Source organism: Arthrobacter sp. Z5-13 (assembly GCF_056499105.1).
The window spans coordinates 3,308,047-3,326,549 of record NZ_CP096460.1 but is presented as its reverse complement, the minus strand read 5'-3'; the positions used below and the strand labels follow the sequence as shown (position 1 = coordinate 3,326,549).

The following is an 18,503-nucleotide window of genomic DNA, read 5'->3' as shown; positions in this document are numbered from 1 at the left end:
CACCAAGTCTCCAACACCACCGGGCGTGGCGCGGGAAAGTCATCTGATGACGCTGTGACGCGAAAGAACACGCAGCGTGGCCTTTCCAGGCAGCGCGACCATGATGCACAGGGTGATCTTGATAGAGAGACACAAGGCATGAGTGTTGGGGTCATCCTGGGTTTTCCGCCAGACATCGCACTGGAACTGCAGCAGTGGCGGGCATCGTTTGGCGACCCTATGGCTGATGTAATCCCGGCCCACATCACCCTGATCACCACCACGTTGACGGACGACTGGGAAGCGACGTTAAGCCACGTCCGCGAAGTCGCAAGGAATCAGGAACCTTTCACCATCAGCATCGCCGGAACAGGCTCCTTCCGCCCTGTCTCTCCGGTGGTCTTTCTCAACGTGGAGGACGGATTCGGCGCGTGTGTGGATCTCCATGAAAGGCTGCAGACAGGCCCTCTTGAGCGGGACCTTCCCTTTGCCTACCACCCGCATGTGACCATCGCCCACGATGTTGCCCCCGAAAGCCTCGACGAGGCCGAAACGGTGTTGAAGGACTACAAGGCCACCTTCCCTGTGGTTAGCATGGGACTCTACGAGCACGACACCAACGGCATCTGGCAGCTACGGGAAGAGTTGGATTTTGGTATCGAAACTGACCACCCCCGGGGCGCGGACAGCTCAGCGCGGTCCCGCTGACCGCCCACTGCCCACCAACCTGGCCCAGCTGCAGTTGGAGATTATCCGCAGGAAGCTCGAGTGGGGTAAGACCCGCCGTGCGGCCGGTGGCCGCCTTAAGTCCCTGACGGCGATGCTCCAGTGGCTGGTGGCCCGGGTCAACGCCATTCGCCCCGTCCGGGCCATGCAGCAGTACAACCTTCAGCGCGGACCGCTCCTGAGCGCCGGCATCGGCTTCAACATGTTCTTTTCCATCACGGGTCTGCTCACCACCGGCTTCTCCATCGCAGGCCTGCTGCTGCGCAGTCAGCCAGCGCTCCTGGACAGAATCGTCAGCAGCGTCTCCGGAGCTGCTCCGGGTTTGCTGAAAACGGATGGCAGGGAAGGACTGGTAGCTCCGGAAGAACTCCTGAACCCTGACGGTCTGGGCTGGACAGCCGTCATCGCCGCCGTCGTAACAGTGGTTACTTCGCTCCGCTGGATAGGCGGCATGCGAGGCGGGTTGCGCATAATCCATGAGCTTCCTCCGCTGACAATGAATCCAGTGATCCTCAAACTGAAAGAGGCCGGGATACTCCTGCTGCTCGGCGCTGCCCTGGTTCTCAGCGCTGGTGCCTCCCTGGTCTTCGGCACTGCGGCCGGCTGGCTGACAGAGCAGTTCCGGCTCGATGCGCTGCTCTCCTGGCCCTTGACCACATCCATCAAGATCGGCGTGCCCCTGGTCCTGGCCTGGATCACGGCCGTGATCATGTTCCGATTGGCAGGCGGCCTGCGGCTCTCACGCCGGGCGCTGCTGGAAGGAACCGTTATCGCGGCGGCGGGAACCGGTGTCCTGCAGATCTTCAGTACCGAGTTGCTGGCAAGCGCCAGCCGGAACCCGATTCTGGCGCCCTTCGCGATCATCATTGGTTTGTTGATCTGGTTCAACCTGGTCAGCCAGGTCTATCTGATGGCTGCCGCCTGGTCCAAGGTGCGCGAGACGGACCTCCAAAGGGCGCCCGCCGGAACGATGACGGGCTGGGGTCCCCGGCAGGTGCAGCCCGGTAAAACACCCGTCGATCCCGAGCGCGCGCTGGAGGCTACCGCCCGGCGTCGAGGTACTGATCGGCCCAAGCCGAAATAATTCTGCCGGCACGGGCCGCCTGCCCCTTGCCTGTGAGCAGGTGGTCGCTGCCTTCCAGGGAGACGAAGCTGCGGGGATGCCGTGCCGTCTGAAAAATGGTGCTGGCGTTTTCGATCCCCACAGTGTTGTCGGTGGGGGAGTGGAGGACCATCAACGGCTTGTGCAGGCGCTTGATGCAGTCGGTGAGGTCCGCGTTTTCCAGATCCTCCACGAAGTGCCGGCGGATTTCTACGCGCTTCCCGCCGAGGTCCACCTCGGCGCTGCCTTCACTGAGGATCTTGTCCAGGGCGGCGTCAAAGACGTGGGCAACATGCTTGGGCGAGAACGGCGCCGCGACAGTAGCGACGGCGTCGAGCTCGGGAATGTGCTGCGCAGCTGCCAGTACGGCGGCACCTCCAAAGGAGTGCCCCACCAGGATCGAAATGGTTTTTCCCTGCGCGCGCATAAATTCGGCAGCACGAACGGTGTCGGCCACCTTGTGGCTAAAGGAGCCTTCAGACCATAACCCGGCTGAATCGCCAAGGCCGAGGTTGTCGAAGCGGAGCATCCCCACGCCGTTGTCCGCCAGCGCTTTGCACATCCGCGAGGCAGAAGGGCTGTCCTTGCCGAGCGTGAATCCGTGCGAGAACACACCCCAACCTTTAACGGGGCCCTCGGGAACGTCGAGAATCCCCGACAGTACCTCGCCGGTGGTTCCCTCGAAGCTGATCTTCTCTGACCGTGACATCGCTTTGCCTTTCAGTTCTGCCGAGACGACGACGGCGCCTGCCCACCGCTGGGGTGAGGGGCGCCGTCGTCGCTAGAGAGCCTTGCTAGTAGACCTTGGTGCTGAACGCGTCAGATCTTGCGGGACAGAATAGCTTGCTTGACCTCAGCGATGGCCTGCGTGACCTGGATACCGCGGGGGCACGCCTCTGAACAGTTGAAGGTGGTGCGGCAACGCCACACACCTTCCTTGTCGTTGAGGATCTCCAGGCGCATGTCGCCGGCATCATCACGTGAATCAAAGATGAAGCGGTGGGCGTTCACGATCGCGGCCGGGCCGAAGTACTGGCCGTCGGTCCAGAAGACGGGGCACGAGGACGTGCACGCGGCGCAAAGAATGCACTTGGTGGTGTCATCGAACCGCTCACGGTCTTCGGCGGACTGCAGGCGTTCCTTGGTGGGCTCGTGGCCCCGGTTGATGAGGAACGGCATGACCTCACGGAAGGACTGGAAGAACGGTTCCATGTCCACAATGAGGTCCTTCTCCACGGGGAGGCCCTTGATGGGTTCCACGGTGATGGGCTTGGACGTGTCCAGGTCCTTCAGAAGGGTTTTGCAGGCAAGGCGGTTGCGGCCATTGATGCGCATGGCATCGGAGCCGCAAACACCGTGGGCGCAAGAACGGCGGAAAGACACGCTGCCGTCGATTTCCCACTTGATCTTGTGCAGGGCGTCCAGCACACGGTCGGTGCCGTACATGGTGACCTTGAAGTCGTCCCAGGTGGCGTCAGCAGAGACCTCGGGGTTATAGCGGCGCACGCGCATGGTGACGTCGAATGTGGGGATCTCTCCGCCACCTCCAACGTGCGCGGGCAGTTCGATCTTGGAGGCTGGCTCAGCAAGTTCAGCGGACATCTTAGTACTTCCTCACCATCGGCTCGTAGCGCGTGAAGACAACGGGCTTGGTGCCAAGCCTGATGCCGGCGATTGCCTCTGCGGAACCGGTACCGTCCGCAGGTGCGTGCTCGTCCTTGTACGCCATGGAATGCTTCATGAATTTCTCGTCGTCACGCTCGGGGAAGTCCTCGCGGAAGTGGCCGCCACGGGATTCTTCCCGGTGCAGTGCCGCCACGGTCATAACCTTGGCGAGCTCCAGCAGGAAGCCGAGCTCTACGGCTTCCAGGAGGTCCAGGTTGAACCGCTTGCCCTTGTCCTGGACGCTGATGCGCTTGTACCGCTCCTCGAAGGATGCGATATCCCGTAGGACCTGGTTCAACGTTTCGGCCGTCCGGAACACCTGCATGTTGGCGTCCATGGTGTCCTGCAGCTCCTTGCGGATCACAGCCACCTTCTCGTCACCGTTCCCGTTGCGGGCGATGTTCAGCAGCTCGATCGTGTACGCTTCCGGATCCTCCGGGAGCTCAACGAAGTCTGCCGTCTTGGCGTATTCAGCGGCGGCGATGCCGGCACGCTTGCCAAAGACGTTGATGTCCAACAGGGAGTTGGTGCCGAGGCGGTTGGAGCCGTGCACGGACACGCAGGCCACCTCGCCAGCTGCGTAAAGCCCGGGAACTACGGTGTCGTTGTCCTGCAGGACTTCAGTGGTGATGTTGGTGGGGATGCCGCCCATGGCGTAGTGCGCCGTTGGGAAAACCGGAACCGGCTCGGTGTAGGGCTCCACACCGAGGTAGGTGCGTGCGAACTCGGTGATGTCCGGCAGCTTGGCATCGATGTGCGCCGGCTCAAGGTGCGTCAGGTCGAGGAGCACATAGTCCTTGTTCGGGCCGCAACCCCGGCCTTCCCTGACCTCGTTGGCCATGGATCGGGCCACAATGTCACGCGGGGCCAGGTCCTTGATAGTGGGGGCGTAGCGCTCCATGAAGCGCTCACCCTCGGAGTTTCGCAGGATGGCGCCTTCGCCGCGGGCAGCCTCGGAAAGGAGGATGCCAAGGCCTGCGAGGCCTGTCGGATGGAATTGGAAGAACTCCATGTCCTCCAGTGGGATGCCGCGGCGGAAGGCGATGCCCATGCCGTCACCGGTAAGGGTGTGGGCGTTGGAGGTGGTCTTGAAGACCTTGCCGGCGCCGCCCGAGGCGAACACCACGGACTTGGCCTGGAAAACGTGCAGTTCACCGGAGGCGAGGTCGTAGGATACGACGCCGGCCACTCGCTTCTGCTTGTACGGCGTGCCGTCCTCACGGACAGCGTCCTCTTCGACGGTCAGGAGGTCAAGGACGTAGTACTCGTTGTAGAACTCAACGTTGTGCTTGACGCAGTTCTGGTACAGGGTCTGGAGGATCATGTGCCCTGTGCGGTCAGCTGCGTAGCATGCCCGGCGGACGGGAGCCTTGCCGTGATCGCGGGTGTGGCCGCCGAACCTGCGCTGGTCAATCCGGCCCTCAGGGGTGCGGTTGAACGGCAGGCCCATTTTTTCCAGGTCCAGGACGGCGTCAATCGCTTCCTTCGCCATGACCTCGGCGGCATCCTGGTCAACGAGGTAGTCGCCGCCCTTGATTGTGTCGAAGGTGTGCCACTCCCAGTTGTCTTCCTCGACATTGGCCAACGCCGCACACATCCCACCCTGCGCGGCACCGGTGTGCGAGCGGGTGGGGTAGAGCTTGGTCAATACTGCTGTTCGCGCACGCTGACCGGATTCGATCGCTGCGCGCATGCCAGCACCACCGGCACCGACGATAACGACGTCGTACTTATGGACCTGCATACCAGACGCTCTTTCTCTCAAAATTCGCTATAAAGCACGGGCGGGCGGAGCCTGCGCCGTAAAACCTGAAACGTGAAACCCTGCCTGCGCCGATGCAGGCAGTTGGGCGGACCCTAGACTGCGGGGCAGTAGCCACCCTGCAGCGGGACGCCGTCGATCATGGGGCACGGGTCGAACGTAAAGATCACCAGGGTGCCCAGAATGATGATGACCGTGGTGGCAGCGTAGAGGACCATCTTCAGCCAGAAACGTGTTGAGTCCTTTTCGGCATAGTCATTGATGATGGTGCGTACGCCGTTGGTGCCGTGAAGCATGGCCAACCACAGCATGGCAAGATCCCAGACCTGCCAGAACGGATCGGCCCACTTACCGGCAACGAATCCGAAGTCGACTGCCTTGATTCCTTCGCCCACGAGTAGGTTGACGAAGAGGTGGCCAAAGATCAGGACAACAAGGACAACGCCGGAGAGCCGCATGAAAAGCCACGCGAACATCTCAAAGTTGCCACGGGAGCCACCTGTCCGGCGGTACTGGGGGGCAACGACGCCGGCAGCAGGCTTGCCACTGATCTGACCGCTACGCGGTTTCTGGATCTCAGGTGCAGACATGTTAGTGACCTCCAGCAAAGGCGAGGGAAAGGTGGCGGATGGAGAAGGCCACCATGGTGACAACCCAGAGAGCCAGGACAGTCCACAGCATCTGGCGCTGGTACTTGGCACCCTTCTTCCAGAAGTCGACGGCGATGATCCGCAGACCGTTGAAGGCGTGGAACACAATTGCTGCGACGAGGCCCGTTTCACCCAGGGCCATCAGCGGGTTCTTGTAGGCAGCGATCACGTGGTCGTAGGCCTCGGGGGACACGCGCACCAGCGAGGTGTCCAGGACATGGACCAACAAGAAGAAAAAGATCACAACACCGGTAATACGGTGTCCTACCCAGGACCACATGCCTTCACGGCCGCGGTACAAGGTGCCAGCTGGTTTTGTCGGCACTGAATAAACCTCCCTGCAACACAGCGGCGCTGGCGTGGGATCCACGCGGGGGGAACGCCTGCTGCGAGAGCACTCGTAGCTCGGGCCTAAATCTAGGCTTCGCTCACAGCTTATTCAATTTAGGCCCTCCTTGGTGGCCAGTAACAGCGCGGATTTCAGGAAATGGTGAGACAAATGCCACATCATGACGGGGTTGCGCGGGCTCACAAGCGGGGTGCGGGGGCTGGCCTGAGGCGCTTCCGCTAAAGTAGGCCGTGATGAGAGACGACAATGTGACAAACCAGAATTCACCGTTGGACCGTTTTATCGCGGTGATTCCGGCCGGCGGAGTGGGGACCCGCCTTTGGCCCCTGTCGCGGGCAGCAGCCCCGAAATTCCTCCACGACCTCACGGGATCCGGCAGCACGCTGCTCCGTGCAACCTACGATCGCCTTGAGCCGCTGGCCGGCAAGAAGGTCCTGGTGGTGACCGGAACGGCGCACCGGACGGCGGTCTGCAGCCAGTTGCCCGAACTGCAGGACAGCGACCTCGTGCTCGAGAGCGAGCCGAAGGACTCCGGCGCTGCCATCGGCCTGGCCGCAGCCATCCTGCACCAGCGTGATCCGGACACCATTATGGGATCCTTCGCCGCGGACCACGTCATCAGCCCTGACAACCTCTTCCAGGACACCGTCCGGGAGGCAATCCACACCGCAGCTGCCGGCAAGATCGTCACGATCGGTATCAAACCGACCCATCCGTCCACCGGTTTCGGCTACATCCGCTCAGGACGCAACCTCGCTGTGCCGTTGGCGCCCAATGCGCAGGCGGTCGTGGAGTTCGTGGAAAAGCCGAGTGAAGAAGTGGCCCAGGAGTACGTGGACAGCGGTGACTACGTCTGGAATGCGGGCATGTTCGTCGCGCCGGTTGCCCTCATGCTGAAGCACCTCGAAGCCAACCAGCCTGAGCTTTTCAAGGGCCTGCTGGAAATAGCCCAGGCCTGGGATGGTCCGGAACGTGATGACGTCACTGCCCGCGTTTGGCCGACACTTCCGAAGATAGCCATTGACTACGCCGTGGCTGAACCCGCAGCGGCGGCAGGGGACGTCGCCGTCGTGCCGGGTCTTTTCCGCTGGGACGACGTCGGAGACTTCGCCTCTGTGGGAAGGCTGAACAGCGCCAAGGAAGTACATGACGTCACTGTCCTCGGAGAAGGCGCCCGCGTGTTCACCGAGAATGCCTCCGGCGTGGTGGTCTCCGATACCAAGCGCGTCATTGCCCTGATCGGTATCAAGGACGTGGTCATCGTGGACACCCCCGATGCCTTGCTGGTGACCACCAAGGAGCACTCGCAGCGCGTCAAGGCTGCTGTGGACGCACTGAAGGCGAGCGGCGACACCGACGTCCTCTGACGGCGTGGGGCCGCAAAAACCGGCTGGAACCGTAACGGGGAGACGGCGATGCCGCTATTCTTTGTCCGCTCGCTAGAGTTATTGCGTGCGCAATTACACTACTGAAGCTGAGCCCACCGACCTGGTGGGGCCATGGCTGGAATCCCTCCTGCCGGAACTGATCGAATTCCGGCGTGACCTCCATGCGCACCCGGAACTGTCGTTTAAGGAGTTCCGCACCACTGACAAGCTCGTAGCACGGCTCGAAGCAGCAGGGCTCAAACCGCACCGGCTTGAGGGCACGGGACTCACAGTGGACGTCGGTGAGGGCCCCATCGCAACGGCCCTCCGCGGTGACATCGATGCTTTGCCCATCATTGAGGAAACCGGCCTCCCGTTTGCCTCGAAGAACCACGGTGTCACGCACGCCTGTGGGCATGACGTGCACACCGCCACCATGCTCGGCATTGCACTCGTCCTGCACCGGATGCACCTGGAGTCGCCGCTGCGTGGCTCTGTCCGCATTGTTTTCCAGCCGGCAGAGGAGACCATGCCCGGAGGTGCCCACTCGTGCATCGAGCAGGGCGTGCTTGAAGGCGTGCCGCGCATCCTTGCGCTTCACTGTGATCCCCGGATTGACGTAGGCAAGATCGGCACGCGGATCGGCGCCATTACGTCGGCTTCGGACACAATCAAGATCACCCTGAGCGGCCGGGGAGGGCACACTTCCCGCCCGCACCTTACCGAAGACCTCGTGTTTGCCCTCTCGCAGATCGCCGTCAACGTGCCCGCTGTCCTTTCCCGCCGCGTTGATGTGCGCAGCGGGGTCTCAGTGGTCTGGGGCCAGATTTCCGCAGGCTCGGCACCCAACGCCATCCCTGCCAGCGGCTACATGGCCGGCACCATGCGGTGCCTGGACCGCGACGCCTGGAAGAGCGCCGGCGAACTCCTGGATGAAATCGTCCATGAGATAGCCGCGCCCTATGGGGTTGAGGTCCACCTAGAGCACACGCGTGGGGTTCCGCCGGTGGTTAACTCCGAGCACGAAACAGCCTTGATTGAAGCCGCCGCGCGTGCCGAAATTGGCGAAGGGGCGGTTGTCCTCACCCCGCAGTCAATGGGCGGGGAGGACTTTGCCTGGTTCCTGGCCGAGCGTCCTGGAGCAATGATGCGGCTGGGCACCAAAACTCCCGGCGGCGAAGAATACGACCTCCACCGCGGAGACTACATCCTGGACGAGCGTGCCCTTGGCTACGGCATTCAGGTGCTCACGGCTGCAGCGCTCCGGACCATCCGCGACCTCTAGTTACCTCACTTTGAGCGATCCTTTGGATCGCTTTCGGCAATTGAGTTGTGCACAATGTAATTGTGGGCTACGGTTGCAGTATGACCGATGCTCCCAGACTCAACCGCCAGCTCTGCTTCGCCCTCTACTCGGCATCAAAAGCAGCCACAGCGGTTTACCGGCCAATCCTGGAGGAGCTGGGGCTCACCTACCCCCAGTACCTCGTGATGCTGGTCCTCTGGGAGAGCGAGCCGCGGAGCGTCCGGGAACTCGGGGAGGAGCTCGGACTGGATTCGGGAACACTTTCGCCGCTTCTGAAACGGCTTGAGTCCCTTGAGCTCGTGGAACGCCGCCGGTCAGCGTTGGACGAGCGGCGGATGGAGATCACGCTGACCGATTCGGGCAGGAGCCTCAGCGCCAAGGCAACAGGGATTCCGCAGCACCTTGCAGATGCCGCCAAGCTGTCCGCGAACGAGCTGGAACAGCTGCGCGCAACCCTGGACAAGCTGACCTCCGCCCTCCACAGTCACCTCTGAGAATTAGCCACCCACAACAGATCGGGTACCACATGAAGACTCTTTACACAGCAGAAGCACTGGCATCGGGCGAAGGCCGCGAAGGCAGTGCCCGCAGCAAGGACGGCAAGCTGGACGTCACCCTCGCGGCCCCTGTAGAGCTTGGAGGCGACGGCCAGGGAACCAACCCTGAGCAATTGTTCGCCGCCGGCTACGCCGCATGCTTCCACTCCGCGCTGCGAACTGTTGGCCGTAAGTACCGCGCCGACCTCACCGATTCCGCCGTCGCGGCCAGGATTCACATCGGCGCACTGGATGACGGCCCTGGTTACGGGCTTGCCGCCGAACTCGAGATCGCCCTTCCCGCCCTGGATCTCGCAACGGCAGAGGAGCTGGTGGCCAAGGCGCATCAGATCTGCCCGTATTCCAATGCCACACGCGGCAACATCAACGTCGACATCAAGATCCTGGAGGTGGCCGCATGAGCCAGGAAACCGCTACAACCACCCGTGTCATCCAACTGGCATCCCGGCCCACAGGGCGCCCCGTGCCGGAGAACTTCCGTCTCGCAAAGGCTGCCATTCCGGAGTTGGAAGACGGCCAGGTGCTGGTACGGAACCTTTTCATCTCGGTGGATCCCTACATGCGTGGCCGGATGAATGACGTCAAGTCCTACTCGGCCCCGTTTGCGGTAGGGGAAGCGCTCGACGGCGGCGCGGTAGGTGAGGTTATCGCGTCCCGGTCCCAGGACCGGAAGGTGGGGGACGTCGTCGTGCATTCACTGGGCTGGCGTGAGCACTCTGTTGCTGACGCAGGCTCCACTACCGTTGCCAGCACGGACCTTGCTCCAGCCTCCGCCTTCCTAGGCGCCCTCGGAATGACCGGCCTGACGGCTTACGCCGGCCTGTTGAAGGTGGCGGAGTTCAAGGAGGGCGACGCCGTTTTCGTTTCCGGAGCAGCGGGGGCGGTAGGCTCCCTGGTTGGCCAGATAGCCAAAGCGATGGGCGCATCCCGCGTCATCGGTTCTGCCGGGTCCCAGGAGAAAGTGGACAGGCTGCTTGAACTTGGATTCGATGCAGCCTTCAAGTACCACGACGGCCCGGTGAAGGATCAGCTCAAGGAAGCGGCCGGCGACGCCGGGATCGACGTGTACTTCGACAACGTTGGTGGCGAACACCTCGAGGCCGCGTTGTCCGTTTTGAACGTTGGCGGTCGGGTGGCGATGTGCGGTGCGATTGCCCAGTACAACGCCACCGAGCCAACCCCTGCCCCGCACAACCTGATGCTGGCCATCGGGAAGCAGCTCACCCTGCGGGGTTTCCTGGTAGGCGGCCAGCGGCAGCATGCAGCCGAATTCGCTGCCAGGATGTCCCGTTGGCTGGCCGATGGCACCGTCCGCTACGACGAGACGATCGTGGACGGGCTGGAGAACGCGCCGCAGGCATTTATGGACCTCCTCGACGGTGCAAACACCGGCAAAATGCTGGTTCGTCTGTAAGTTCCAGGTCGGGTCACCGGCGCCTGGTGTCATATGACTTGCACGCAGCCCTACCCGTAGGTAACAAGTTCTCAACGATATGCCGATAATGGCTTCCAGGGTGCGCCAGGACGTGTTCCAGGACACTAAAGTTGCTTGTATCAGTGCGCTACGGCGCAGTGCTGCGAACCCATCAGTGAAAACAGAATTTCAGTGTGGAGCATTAGAAACGGACACTCATTGAACCGTCGTAGCGCCTATCTCTTTTTTCCTGGAGGAACATTGAAGAACTCACTGCGTGCAACCGTCAAGCGCGGTTCCATGGTCGGAGTGGCCACCGCAGGTGCGGCCGCTCTCCTGCTGACGGCTTGCGGGGCACCCCCTGAGGCGGGGGGCCCGGCTGCCACGGCCAGCGATTACGCCGGCTGCATCGTGTCAGACTCCGGTGGATTCGATGACCAGTCGTTCAATCAGTCCTCGTACGAGGGCCTGAAGAAAGCCGAAGAGGATCTCGGCATCAAGGTCAACCAGGTCGAATCCAAGACCAACAATGACTTCGAGCCGAACCTCAACGCGATGGTCACGGCAGGCTGCGACCTCACCGTCACAGTCGGATTCCTCCTGGGCGACGCCACGAAGAAGATCGCCACCACCAACCCTGACAGCCACTTCGCCATCATCGACTTCGCCTACGATCCCGCGATCAGCAACGTCAAGCCGATTATCTACGACACCGCTCAGGCGGCTTTCATGGCCGGGTATCTTGCTGCCGGAACTACGAAGACCGGAACGGTTGCTACCTTCGGCGGGATCAAGATCCCCACCGTCACCATCTTTATGGACGGCTACGCCGATGGCGTGAAGTACTACAACGAACAGAAGGGCAAGGACGTCAAGGTCCTTGGCTGGGATAAGGCCGCCCAGGATGGCAGCTTCACAGGCGACTTCGAAAAGCAGGACAAGGGCAAGCAGCTGACCCAGAACTTCCTGGATCAGGGTGCTGACATCGTCATGCCCGTTGCCGGCCCGGTGGGTAAGGGCGCCGGCGCTGCGCTGCAGGAAGCGAAGGCCGCAGGCAAGGACGTCAAACTCATCTGGGTTGACTCTGACGGCTTCCGCACCGCTCCTGATTACAAGGACATCATGTTGACCTCGGTAATGAAGCAGATGGGTGACGCTGTTGAGAACGTGGTGAAGGAAGACAAGGAAGGCAAGTTCTCCAACACCCCGTACGTCGGTACCCTGGCCAACAACGGTGTACAGCTTGCTCCTTTCCACGACCTGGAATCGGCAGTTCCTGCTGAGCTGAAGTCGGAGCTGGAACAGATCAAGAAGGACATTGTGGACGGCAAGGTGAAGGTGGAATCCGCAGCCAGCCCCAAGGCCTGATCCCCAACGCCCTGATTCCAACGCAAGGCGCCGCCACCCGGACAGTTACTACTGGACGGGAGGTGGCGCTTTTCGTTGGCATTCTCCTTTTTCTGTTGTGCATGGCCTGGTTCCGCCCACGGTGGCAGGTACTAGGCTGATGCTGCAGCCACATATCCCGTCCGGATAGATCCGCCGGACGCTTCGAGATTGGTCAGAGTTTTGAAACTTGAACTCAAGGGGATTACCAAACGCTTTGGCTCCCTGCTAGCCAACGATCACATTGATGTGGTTGTTGAACCCGGTCAGATTCATTGCCTGTTGGGTGAGAACGGGGCCGGCAAGTCCACCCTGATGAACGTCCTCTATGGCTTGTACGAGCCCACCGACGGCGAAATCCTCATCGACGGCAAACCCGTCAGCTTCCGCGGCCCAGGTGACGCCATGGCGGCCGGCATCGGGATGGTGCATCAGCACTTCATGCTGGTGCCGGTGTTCACCGTTGCCGAAAACGTCGCGCTGGGCGCCGAAACCACCAAAGCCGGCGGCTTCCTTAACCTGGACGATACCCGCCGGAAAATCAAGGAAATCTCTGACCGCTACGGTTTCGACGTCGACCCTGACGCTTTGGTGGAAGACCTCCCTGTGGGCGTGCAGCAGCGCGTTGAAATCATCAAGGCCCTTGTCCGGGACGCTAAGGTCCTCATCCTCGATGAGCCGACGGCGGTCCTCACCCCGCAGGATACGGACGAACTCCTTGACATCATGAGACAGCTCAAAAGCAGCGGGACTTCCATCGTCTTTATCTCGCACAAACTCCGCGAAGTGAAGGCAGTCTCGGACACCATTACCGTGATCCGCCGCGGCAAGGTGGTGGGCACCGCAGCTCCCGGAGCTTCAACCACTGAGCTGGCTTCCATGATGGTGGGCCGCTCCGTGAGCCTGACACTGGACAAAGAGCCTGCCCGGCCGCAGGAAACCACTTTTGAGGTCCGGGACCTCACTGTGATTGCCCCCAGCGGGCAGCACGTGGTGGACGGAATCAGCTTCGGCATCGCCCGGGGCGAGATCCTTGCGGTGGCTGGCGTCCAGGGTAACGGCCAAACGGAACTCACCGAAGCGATTCTGGGCCTGCAGGAGCGTGTCCACGGATCCATCCTGCTCGACGGGGAGGAACTCCTTGGCCGCAGCGTGAAGGACGTGCTTCAGGCCGGCGTCGGATTCGTTCCCGAGGACCGGAAAGTGGACGGGCTGATCGGCACCTTCTCCATTGCTGAGAACCTGGTACTGGACCTCTATGACCAGGCTCCCTTCGCCAAGGGAATCGGCATGAGCCCGGCGAAGATCCTGGAAAACGCCACGTCCAGGATTGGCGAATTTGATATCCGCACGCCTTCCGGGTCGCTGGCCGCCGGCACCCTCTCCGGCGGAAACCAGCAGAAGGTGGTGATGGCGCGTGAACTGTCACGTCCGCTCCGTCTTTTCATTGCTTCCCAGCCCACCCGCGGCGTGGACGTAGGCTCCATCGAATTCCTGCATCGGCGAATCGTCGCCGAACGGGACAACGGCACTCCGGTAATGATTGTGTCCACTGAACTTGATGAGGTCATGGAGCTGGCGGACCGGATCGCCGTGCTTTACAAGGGCAAGCTGGTGGGGATTGTTCCAGCCGGCACCAGCAGGGATGTCCTGGGCCTGATGATGGCAGGTCTGTCTCCTGATGAGGCAGCCCACTCCGACCAAGCCCACCATCAGGGTTCGCCGGACGATGGTTCGCCGGACGATGGATCATCCCCTGAACCCTCCACCTCCCGCGCCGAAGGAGGCGACCATGTCTGAGAAACACAAGCACGTGGCGGATGATCACTCGAAGAAATCAGCCAAACCCACTGAACCTGCAGAGCCCACAGACGCCGCGGATGCTCCTGCTCCGGCTGAAGATACCGCGGCCACCGTAGCGCTGGATACGGCCGGCGGTGCCATGGGCCCTTCAGCGGTGCCGGTATCTGCCCAGAGCGGCGAGCTGCCGGGCGGTCCCGACACCCTGCTCCGTAAAATTTTCACGGGCAGCGGGATGGTATCCCTGCTGGCCGTCCTCTTGGCCCTGATCCTGGGCGGTTTGCTCATCGCCAGTACGGACAAGCAGGTGGGAGCCTCAGCCACTTACCTTTTCGCGCGGCCCACAGATTTCCTCCTGGCGGTCTGGAATGCGGCCACCCGTTCTTACGTGGCCCTTTTCCAAGGGTCTGTGTTCAACCCCCGGGGGAACACAGCTGTCGCCCAGTTTGCACCGTTTATGGAGACCCTCACCATAGCGACGCCCTTGATCACGGCAGGCCTGGGTGTGGCACTCGCCTTCCGCGCAGGTCTGTTCAACATCGGTGCCCAGGGCCAGATCATCATGGCCGGTATCCTCGCAGCCTGGGTTGGCTTTGCCCTGCATTTGCCGTTGGGGCTCCATCTGCTGCTGGTCCTCGTGGCGGGCATCATTGGCGGTGCCATCTGGGGAGGCCTGGTGGGTTATCTCAAAGCACGCACCGGTGCCCATGAGGTGATTCTGACCATCATGTTCAACTACATAGCGCTGTACTTCCTCCGCTATTTGCTGAACACTCCCGCATTCCAGCGTCCGGGGGAGACCAACCCTATCTCCCCCATCCTGGATCCCAGCGCGGTTTACCCGCAGATTTTCGGCACCCAGTACCGGCTCCACCTTGGCTTTGTCCTGGCCATCGCGGCCACGGTACTGGTGTGGTGGCTGCTTAACCGCTCCACCATCGGCTTCGAGTTCAGGGCGGTTGGCGCCAACCCCAAGGCCGCACTGACCGCTGGAATCAACGTCCCACGCGCCACCATCCTTGTCATGGCCCTCGCCGGGGCCTTGGCGGGGATGTCCGGTGTAGCCCAGGTGGCGGGAACCGAAAAGGTTCTTACGGACGGCGTCGCTGCCACCTATGGTTTTGACGCCATTACAGTGGCGCTGTTGGGACGCTCGACGCCGTGGGGCACTTTTGCGGCCGGCCTGCTGTTTGGCGCCTTCCGCGCCGGTGCGGTCCAGATGCAGATCCAGACCGGAACGCCGATCGACATTGTCCTGGTGGTCCAGTCGCTTATCGTTCTGTTCATCGCAGCCCCGCCTCTGGTGCGGGCCGTCTTCGGGCTTAACCCGCGGCGGAAGAAAACGGCTACCGCCGGTAAGTCCACAACGGCAGCCACCACCGGAGGTGCAGCATGAGCACAACAACCACCGCACCCAAGCCGGGGACCCCGCAGCCGGGCTCTACCCGGATCCAGGGCTCTTCAGCCAAACCAGTCACATGGAAGATCCCCATCCTGCTGGCGGCACTGGGCCTGGTGGCCTTCGTGTTCTTTGGAGTCAGGGGTCCCAACCAGAGCGCAAAGTTCGGGATTTCCTCAGCGGGCGACTTCTTCCAGCTGCCCGCCGTCGAAGTGCCGGCGTTCCTTGCGGGCATTGTGTTGTCTGTGGTCCTTCTCGGCATGGCCGGATATGCGGTCTATCTGAAGACGAGGAACCAGTCAGCCCCGCGGTGGCTTCCCATTGCATTCATTGTCGTATTCGTTGTGGCCTTCCTGATCTGGCTGGTGGGAGGCGCACGCACGCCGAACATTTCCCTTGCCGGGCTGATCGCCGGATCCGTGACGCTTGCCGTTCCGCTGGTCTTCGGCTCGCTGTCAGGCGTTTTGTGCGAGCGGGTCGGCGTGGTGAATATCGCCATCGAGGGACAGTTGCTGGGCGGTGCCTTCACGGCCGCCATCGTGGCAAGCATTACCAAGAACCCGTTTATCGGACTCCTGGCTGCGGCCGTCGCGGGCGCCATCGTCTCCATGGTCCTTGCCCTGTTCAGCATCAAATACCTCGTCAACCAGATCATCGTTGGTGTGGTGCTGAACGTCCTGGTGTCCGGCCTGACCGGTTTCATGTACAGCACTGTGATGCAGGCTGACCCGGAGCAGTTCAACTCGCCGGACAGGCTGCCTATTGTGGACATCCCGGTGCTCTCCAGCATTCCCCTGATCGGGCCTATCCTCTTCAGGCAGTCCGTGGTGGGTTACCTCATGTACATCGCGGTCATCGTCGTGTGGATCGGATTGTTCAAGACAAAATGGGGCCTGAGGGTCCGCGCCGTGGGTGAACATCCGGAAGCAGCGGACACCATGGGCATCAAGGTCAACGCCACCCGATTCTGGAACGTCACCCTGGGCGGTGCGATTGCAGGTATTGGCGGCTCGTTCTTCACACTGGTGGCCATCGACAGCTTCACCAAGGAGATCTCCGGCGGGCGCGGCTTCATCGCCCTGGCAGCCCTGATCTTCGGGCGCTGGAACCCCATCGGCGCCTTCTTCGCAGCATTGCTGTTCGGTTTTGCCGACAACCTGCAAAGCATCGTGACCATCATCGGTACGCCGGTGCCGAGCCAGTTCATGGCCATGCTGCCGTACCTTGTGACAGTGCTCGCCGTTGCCGGGCTGGTGGGCCGCTCGCGGCCACCTGCCGCGAGTGGCATTCCGTACGTTAAGGGTTGACGGAGATGACCATTATGGAAGTCGACTGGCAGGCTTTGGAGGCTGCCGCAGTCGCCGCAATGAACAACGCCTACGCCCCCTACTCAAGGTTCCCGGTGGGGGCCGCGGCCCTTACCTCGGACGGCCGGATCGTCAGCGGCTGCAACGTGGAAAACGCCAGTTACGGCCTGGGTCTATGCGCTGAATGTTCGTTGGTGGGCAACCTGCACATGACGGGAGGCGGCCTGCTGCGTGCTTTCTATTGCGTGGACGGTGGCGGCCAGGTGCTCATGCCGTGCGGGCGGTGTCGCCAGCTGCTTTACGAATTCCGCGCACCGGACATGGAAATTATGACCACGCAGGGAATCAAGACAATGGACCAGGTGCTTCCCGATGCATTTGGTCCTCAACACTTGGAGGAAACCCGGTGACACTCACCCCAAACAAAACAGAAGCGTTCGACGCCGTCGACATCATCCGCATCAAGCGGGACAAGGGTGTACTCAGCCCGGAGCAGATCGACTGGACCATAGACGCCTACACCCGGGGCGCCATTGCCGATGAGCAGATGGCGGCACTGAACATGGCCATCCTGCTCAACGGCATGGACCGGGCGGAAATCTCCCGCTGGACTGCCGCCATGATCGCCTCAGGCGAGCGGATGGATTTCTCTGCACTGCGTCGTCCCGACGGCGGCGTGAAGGCTACCAGCGACAAACACTCCACGGGCGGCGTGGGGGACAAGATTACCCTTCCGCTGGCACCGCTTGTTGCAGTGTTCGGCGTGGCAGTGCCGCAGCTCTCCGGCCGCGGGCTTGGCCACACGGGCGGCACGCTGGACAAGCTCGAATCCATCCCCGGCTGGCGTGCCGCGCTCAGCAACGAGGAAATGATGGCCCAGCTCCAGGACGTGGGGGCCGTGATCTGTGCGGCCGGCGCCGGCCTCGCCCCTGCCGACAAGAAGCTGTACGCCCTGCGGGACGTTACCGGAACCGTGGAAGCCATTCCGCTGATTGCCTCCTCCATCATGAGCAAGAAGATCGCTGAAGGTACCGGCTCTCTGGTACTCGACGTCAAAGTGGGCAGCGGTGCCTTTATGAAGGACGAGGGCCGGGCCCGTGAACTGGCGGAGACAATGGTGGCCCTGGGTAAGGACGCCGGTGTCAACACCGTGGCGCTGCTGACCAACATGGATACACCGCTGGGCCTGACAGCAGGCAATGCGATCGAAGTAGAGGAATCGGTGGAGGTGCTTGCAGGCGGCGGTCCGGACGACGTCGTCGAATTGACCGTAAGGCTTGCCGAGGAGATGCTGGCCTGCGCCGGCGTCCACGATGCGGATCCACGGGCAGCCCTCAAGGACGGCCGGGCGATGGACGTCTGGAACCGCATGGTCGAGGCGCAGGGCGGGGATCCCCGTGCCGCGCTCCCGGTGGCCAAGGAGTCAGAAGTGATTTACGCGCCGGCCGACGGCGTGCTGGTGGAACTTGATGCTTTGGCTGTGGGGGTAGCCGCGTGGCGCCTCGGTGCGGGCCGGGCCCGCAAGGAGGACCAGGTCCAGGCCGGTGCGGGTGTTCGCATGCACGCAAAACCCGGTGCGGCAGTGAGGGCAGGAGAGCCGCTGATGACGCTGCTGACGGACACCCCGGAAAAATTCGCACGGGCCAAGGAAGCCCTTGAACACGCCGTAACCATCGCCCCCGATGGTTCCCGGCCGGCGCAGCAACTCATTATCGACCGCATAGCATAAGCAGG

18 protein-coding genes are annotated in these 18,503 nt (G+C 62.0%); 13 read left to right on the top strand and 5 right to left on the bottom strand.

The genetic code is table 11. The annotated features are described in order from the left end of the window. Positions 1 to 138 precede the first annotated feature (138 nt). Positions 139 to 687, top strand: a complete 549-nt coding sequence (locus M1E02_RS15480) for a 2'-5' RNA ligase family protein (protein ID WP_479375104.1) — start codon at positions 139 to 141, stop codon at positions 685 to 687. After that, the gene (locus tag M1E02_RS15475) at positions 632 to 1,789 is read left to right on the top strand and encodes a YihY/virulence factor BrkB family protein (RefSeq protein WP_479375103.1); all 1,158 of its coding nucleotides are present in this window, start codon (positions 632 to 634) and stop codon (positions 1,787 to 1,789) included. Before M1E02_RS15480 ends, M1E02_RS15475 begins: the two co-directional genes overlap by 56 nt. On the opposite strand, the gene M1E02_RS15470 is transcribed toward M1E02_RS15475, so the two are convergent. From M1E02_RS15470 to sdhC, 5 genes are all read right to left on the bottom strand, one after another. Then, on the bottom strand, positions 1,746 to 2,516 hold the full coding sequence (locus tag M1E02_RS15470; RefSeq protein WP_479375102.1) for an alpha/beta hydrolase family protein: 771 nt from the start codon (positions 2,514 to 2,516) through the stop codon (positions 1,746 to 1,748). The genes M1E02_RS15475 and M1E02_RS15470 overlap by 44 nt on opposite strands. Before the next feature lie 110 nt (positions 2,517 to 2,626). After that, positions 2,627 to 3,409 (bottom strand): succinate dehydrogenase iron-sulfur subunit, encoded by a 783-nt coding sequence (locus tag M1E02_RS15465; RefSeq protein WP_309106174.1) that lies wholly within the window; start codon positions 3,407 to 3,409, stop codon positions 2,627 to 2,629. 1 nt (position 3,410) lies between these two features. After that, a complete protein-coding gene (sdhA, locus tag M1E02_RS15460) occupies positions 3,411 to 5,216 on the bottom strand; it encodes a succinate dehydrogenase flavoprotein subunit (RefSeq protein ID WP_479375101.1) in 1,806 nt (601 codons plus the stop codon). A gap of 113 nt (positions 5,217 to 5,329) precedes the next feature. Continuing rightward, positions 5,330 to 5,824, bottom strand: a complete 495-nt coding sequence (locus M1E02_RS15455) for a succinate dehydrogenase hydrophobic membrane anchor subunit (RefSeq protein WP_479375100.1) — start codon at positions 5,822 to 5,824, stop codon at positions 5,330 to 5,332. Between the two features lies 1 nt (position 5,825). Beyond that, on the bottom strand, positions 5,826 to 6,164 hold the full coding sequence (gene sdhC, locus M1E02_RS15450; RefSeq protein WP_479378184.1) for a succinate dehydrogenase, cytochrome b556 subunit: 339 nt from the start codon (positions 6,162 to 6,164) through the stop codon (positions 5,826 to 5,828). Positions 6,165 to 6,466: 302 nt separating this feature from the next. On the opposite strand from sdhC, the gene M1E02_RS15445 reads away from it, so the two are divergent. The 11 genes from M1E02_RS15445 to M1E02_RS15395 all read left to right on the top strand — a co-directional run bounded on the left by M1E02_RS15445 (position 6,467) and on the right by M1E02_RS15395 (position 18,498). After that, complete coding sequence (locus M1E02_RS15445) at positions 6,467 to 7,600, top strand: mannose-1-phosphate guanylyltransferase (RefSeq protein ID WP_479375099.1); 1,134 nt, start codon at positions 6,467 to 6,469, stop codon at positions 7,598 to 7,600. Between the two features lie 85 nt (positions 7,601 to 7,685). Continuing rightward, positions 7,686 to 8,885, top strand: coding sequence for an amidohydrolase (locus M1E02_RS15440; RefSeq protein ID WP_479375098.1), 1,200 nt, complete (start codon positions 7,686 to 7,688; stop codon positions 8,883 to 8,885). A gap of 80 nt (positions 8,886 to 8,965) precedes the next feature. Beyond that, positions 8,966 to 9,400 carry a MarR family winged helix-turn-helix transcriptional regulator gene (locus M1E02_RS15435; protein ID WP_479375097.1) on the top strand — a complete coding sequence of 145 codons (435 nt, stop codon included), beginning with the start codon at positions 8,966 to 8,968 and terminating at the stop codon, positions 9,398 to 9,400. A 32-nt stretch (positions 9,401 to 9,432) separates the two neighbouring features. Further along, positions 9,433 to 9,864 (top strand): organic hydroperoxide resistance protein, encoded by a 432-nt coding sequence (locus tag M1E02_RS15430; RefSeq protein ID WP_479375096.1) that lies wholly within the window; start codon positions 9,433 to 9,435, stop codon positions 9,862 to 9,864. After that, the gene (locus M1E02_RS15425) at positions 9,861 to 10,877 is read left to right on the top strand and encodes an NADP-dependent oxidoreductase (protein WP_479375095.1); all 1,017 of its coding nucleotides are present in this window, start codon (positions 9,861 to 9,863) and stop codon (positions 10,875 to 10,877) included. Before M1E02_RS15430 ends, M1E02_RS15425 begins: the two co-directional genes overlap by 4 nt. A gap of 261 nt (positions 10,878 to 11,138) precedes the next feature. Next, positions 11,139 to 12,245, top strand: a complete 1,107-nt coding sequence (locus tag M1E02_RS15420; protein ID WP_479375094.1) for a BMP family lipoprotein — start codon at positions 11,139 to 11,141, stop codon at positions 12,243 to 12,245. 201 nt (positions 12,246 to 12,446) lie between these two features. Beyond that, positions 12,447 to 14,063: an ABC transporter ATP-binding protein gene (locus tag M1E02_RS15415; protein ID WP_479375093.1), complete on the top strand. Its 1,617-nt coding sequence runs from the start codon at positions 12,447 to 12,449 to the stop codon at positions 14,061 to 14,063. After that, a complete protein-coding gene (locus tag M1E02_RS15410) occupies positions 14,056 to 15,459 on the top strand; it encodes an ABC transporter permease (protein WP_479375092.1) in 1,404 nt (467 codons plus the stop codon). Before M1E02_RS15415 ends, M1E02_RS15410 begins: the two co-directional genes overlap by 8 nt. Further along, positions 15,456 to 16,769 carry an ABC transporter permease gene (locus M1E02_RS15405; protein ID WP_479375091.1) on the top strand — a complete coding sequence of 438 codons (1,314 nt, stop codon included), beginning with the start codon at positions 15,456 to 15,458 and terminating at the stop codon, positions 16,767 to 16,769. Before M1E02_RS15410 ends, M1E02_RS15405 begins: the two co-directional genes overlap by 4 nt. A gap of 5 nt (positions 16,770 to 16,774) precedes the next feature. After that, complete coding sequence (locus M1E02_RS15400) at positions 16,775 to 17,179, top strand: cytidine deaminase (RefSeq protein ID WP_479375090.1); 405 nt, start codon at positions 16,775 to 16,777, stop codon at positions 17,177 to 17,179. Next, positions 17,176 to 18,498, top strand: coding sequence for a thymidine phosphorylase (locus tag M1E02_RS15395; RefSeq protein WP_479375089.1), 1,323 nt, complete (start codon positions 17,176 to 17,178; stop codon positions 18,496 to 18,498). The genes M1E02_RS15400 and M1E02_RS15395 overlap by 4 nt, the downstream gene beginning before the upstream one ends. Positions 18,499 to 18,503 lie beyond the last annotated feature (5 nt).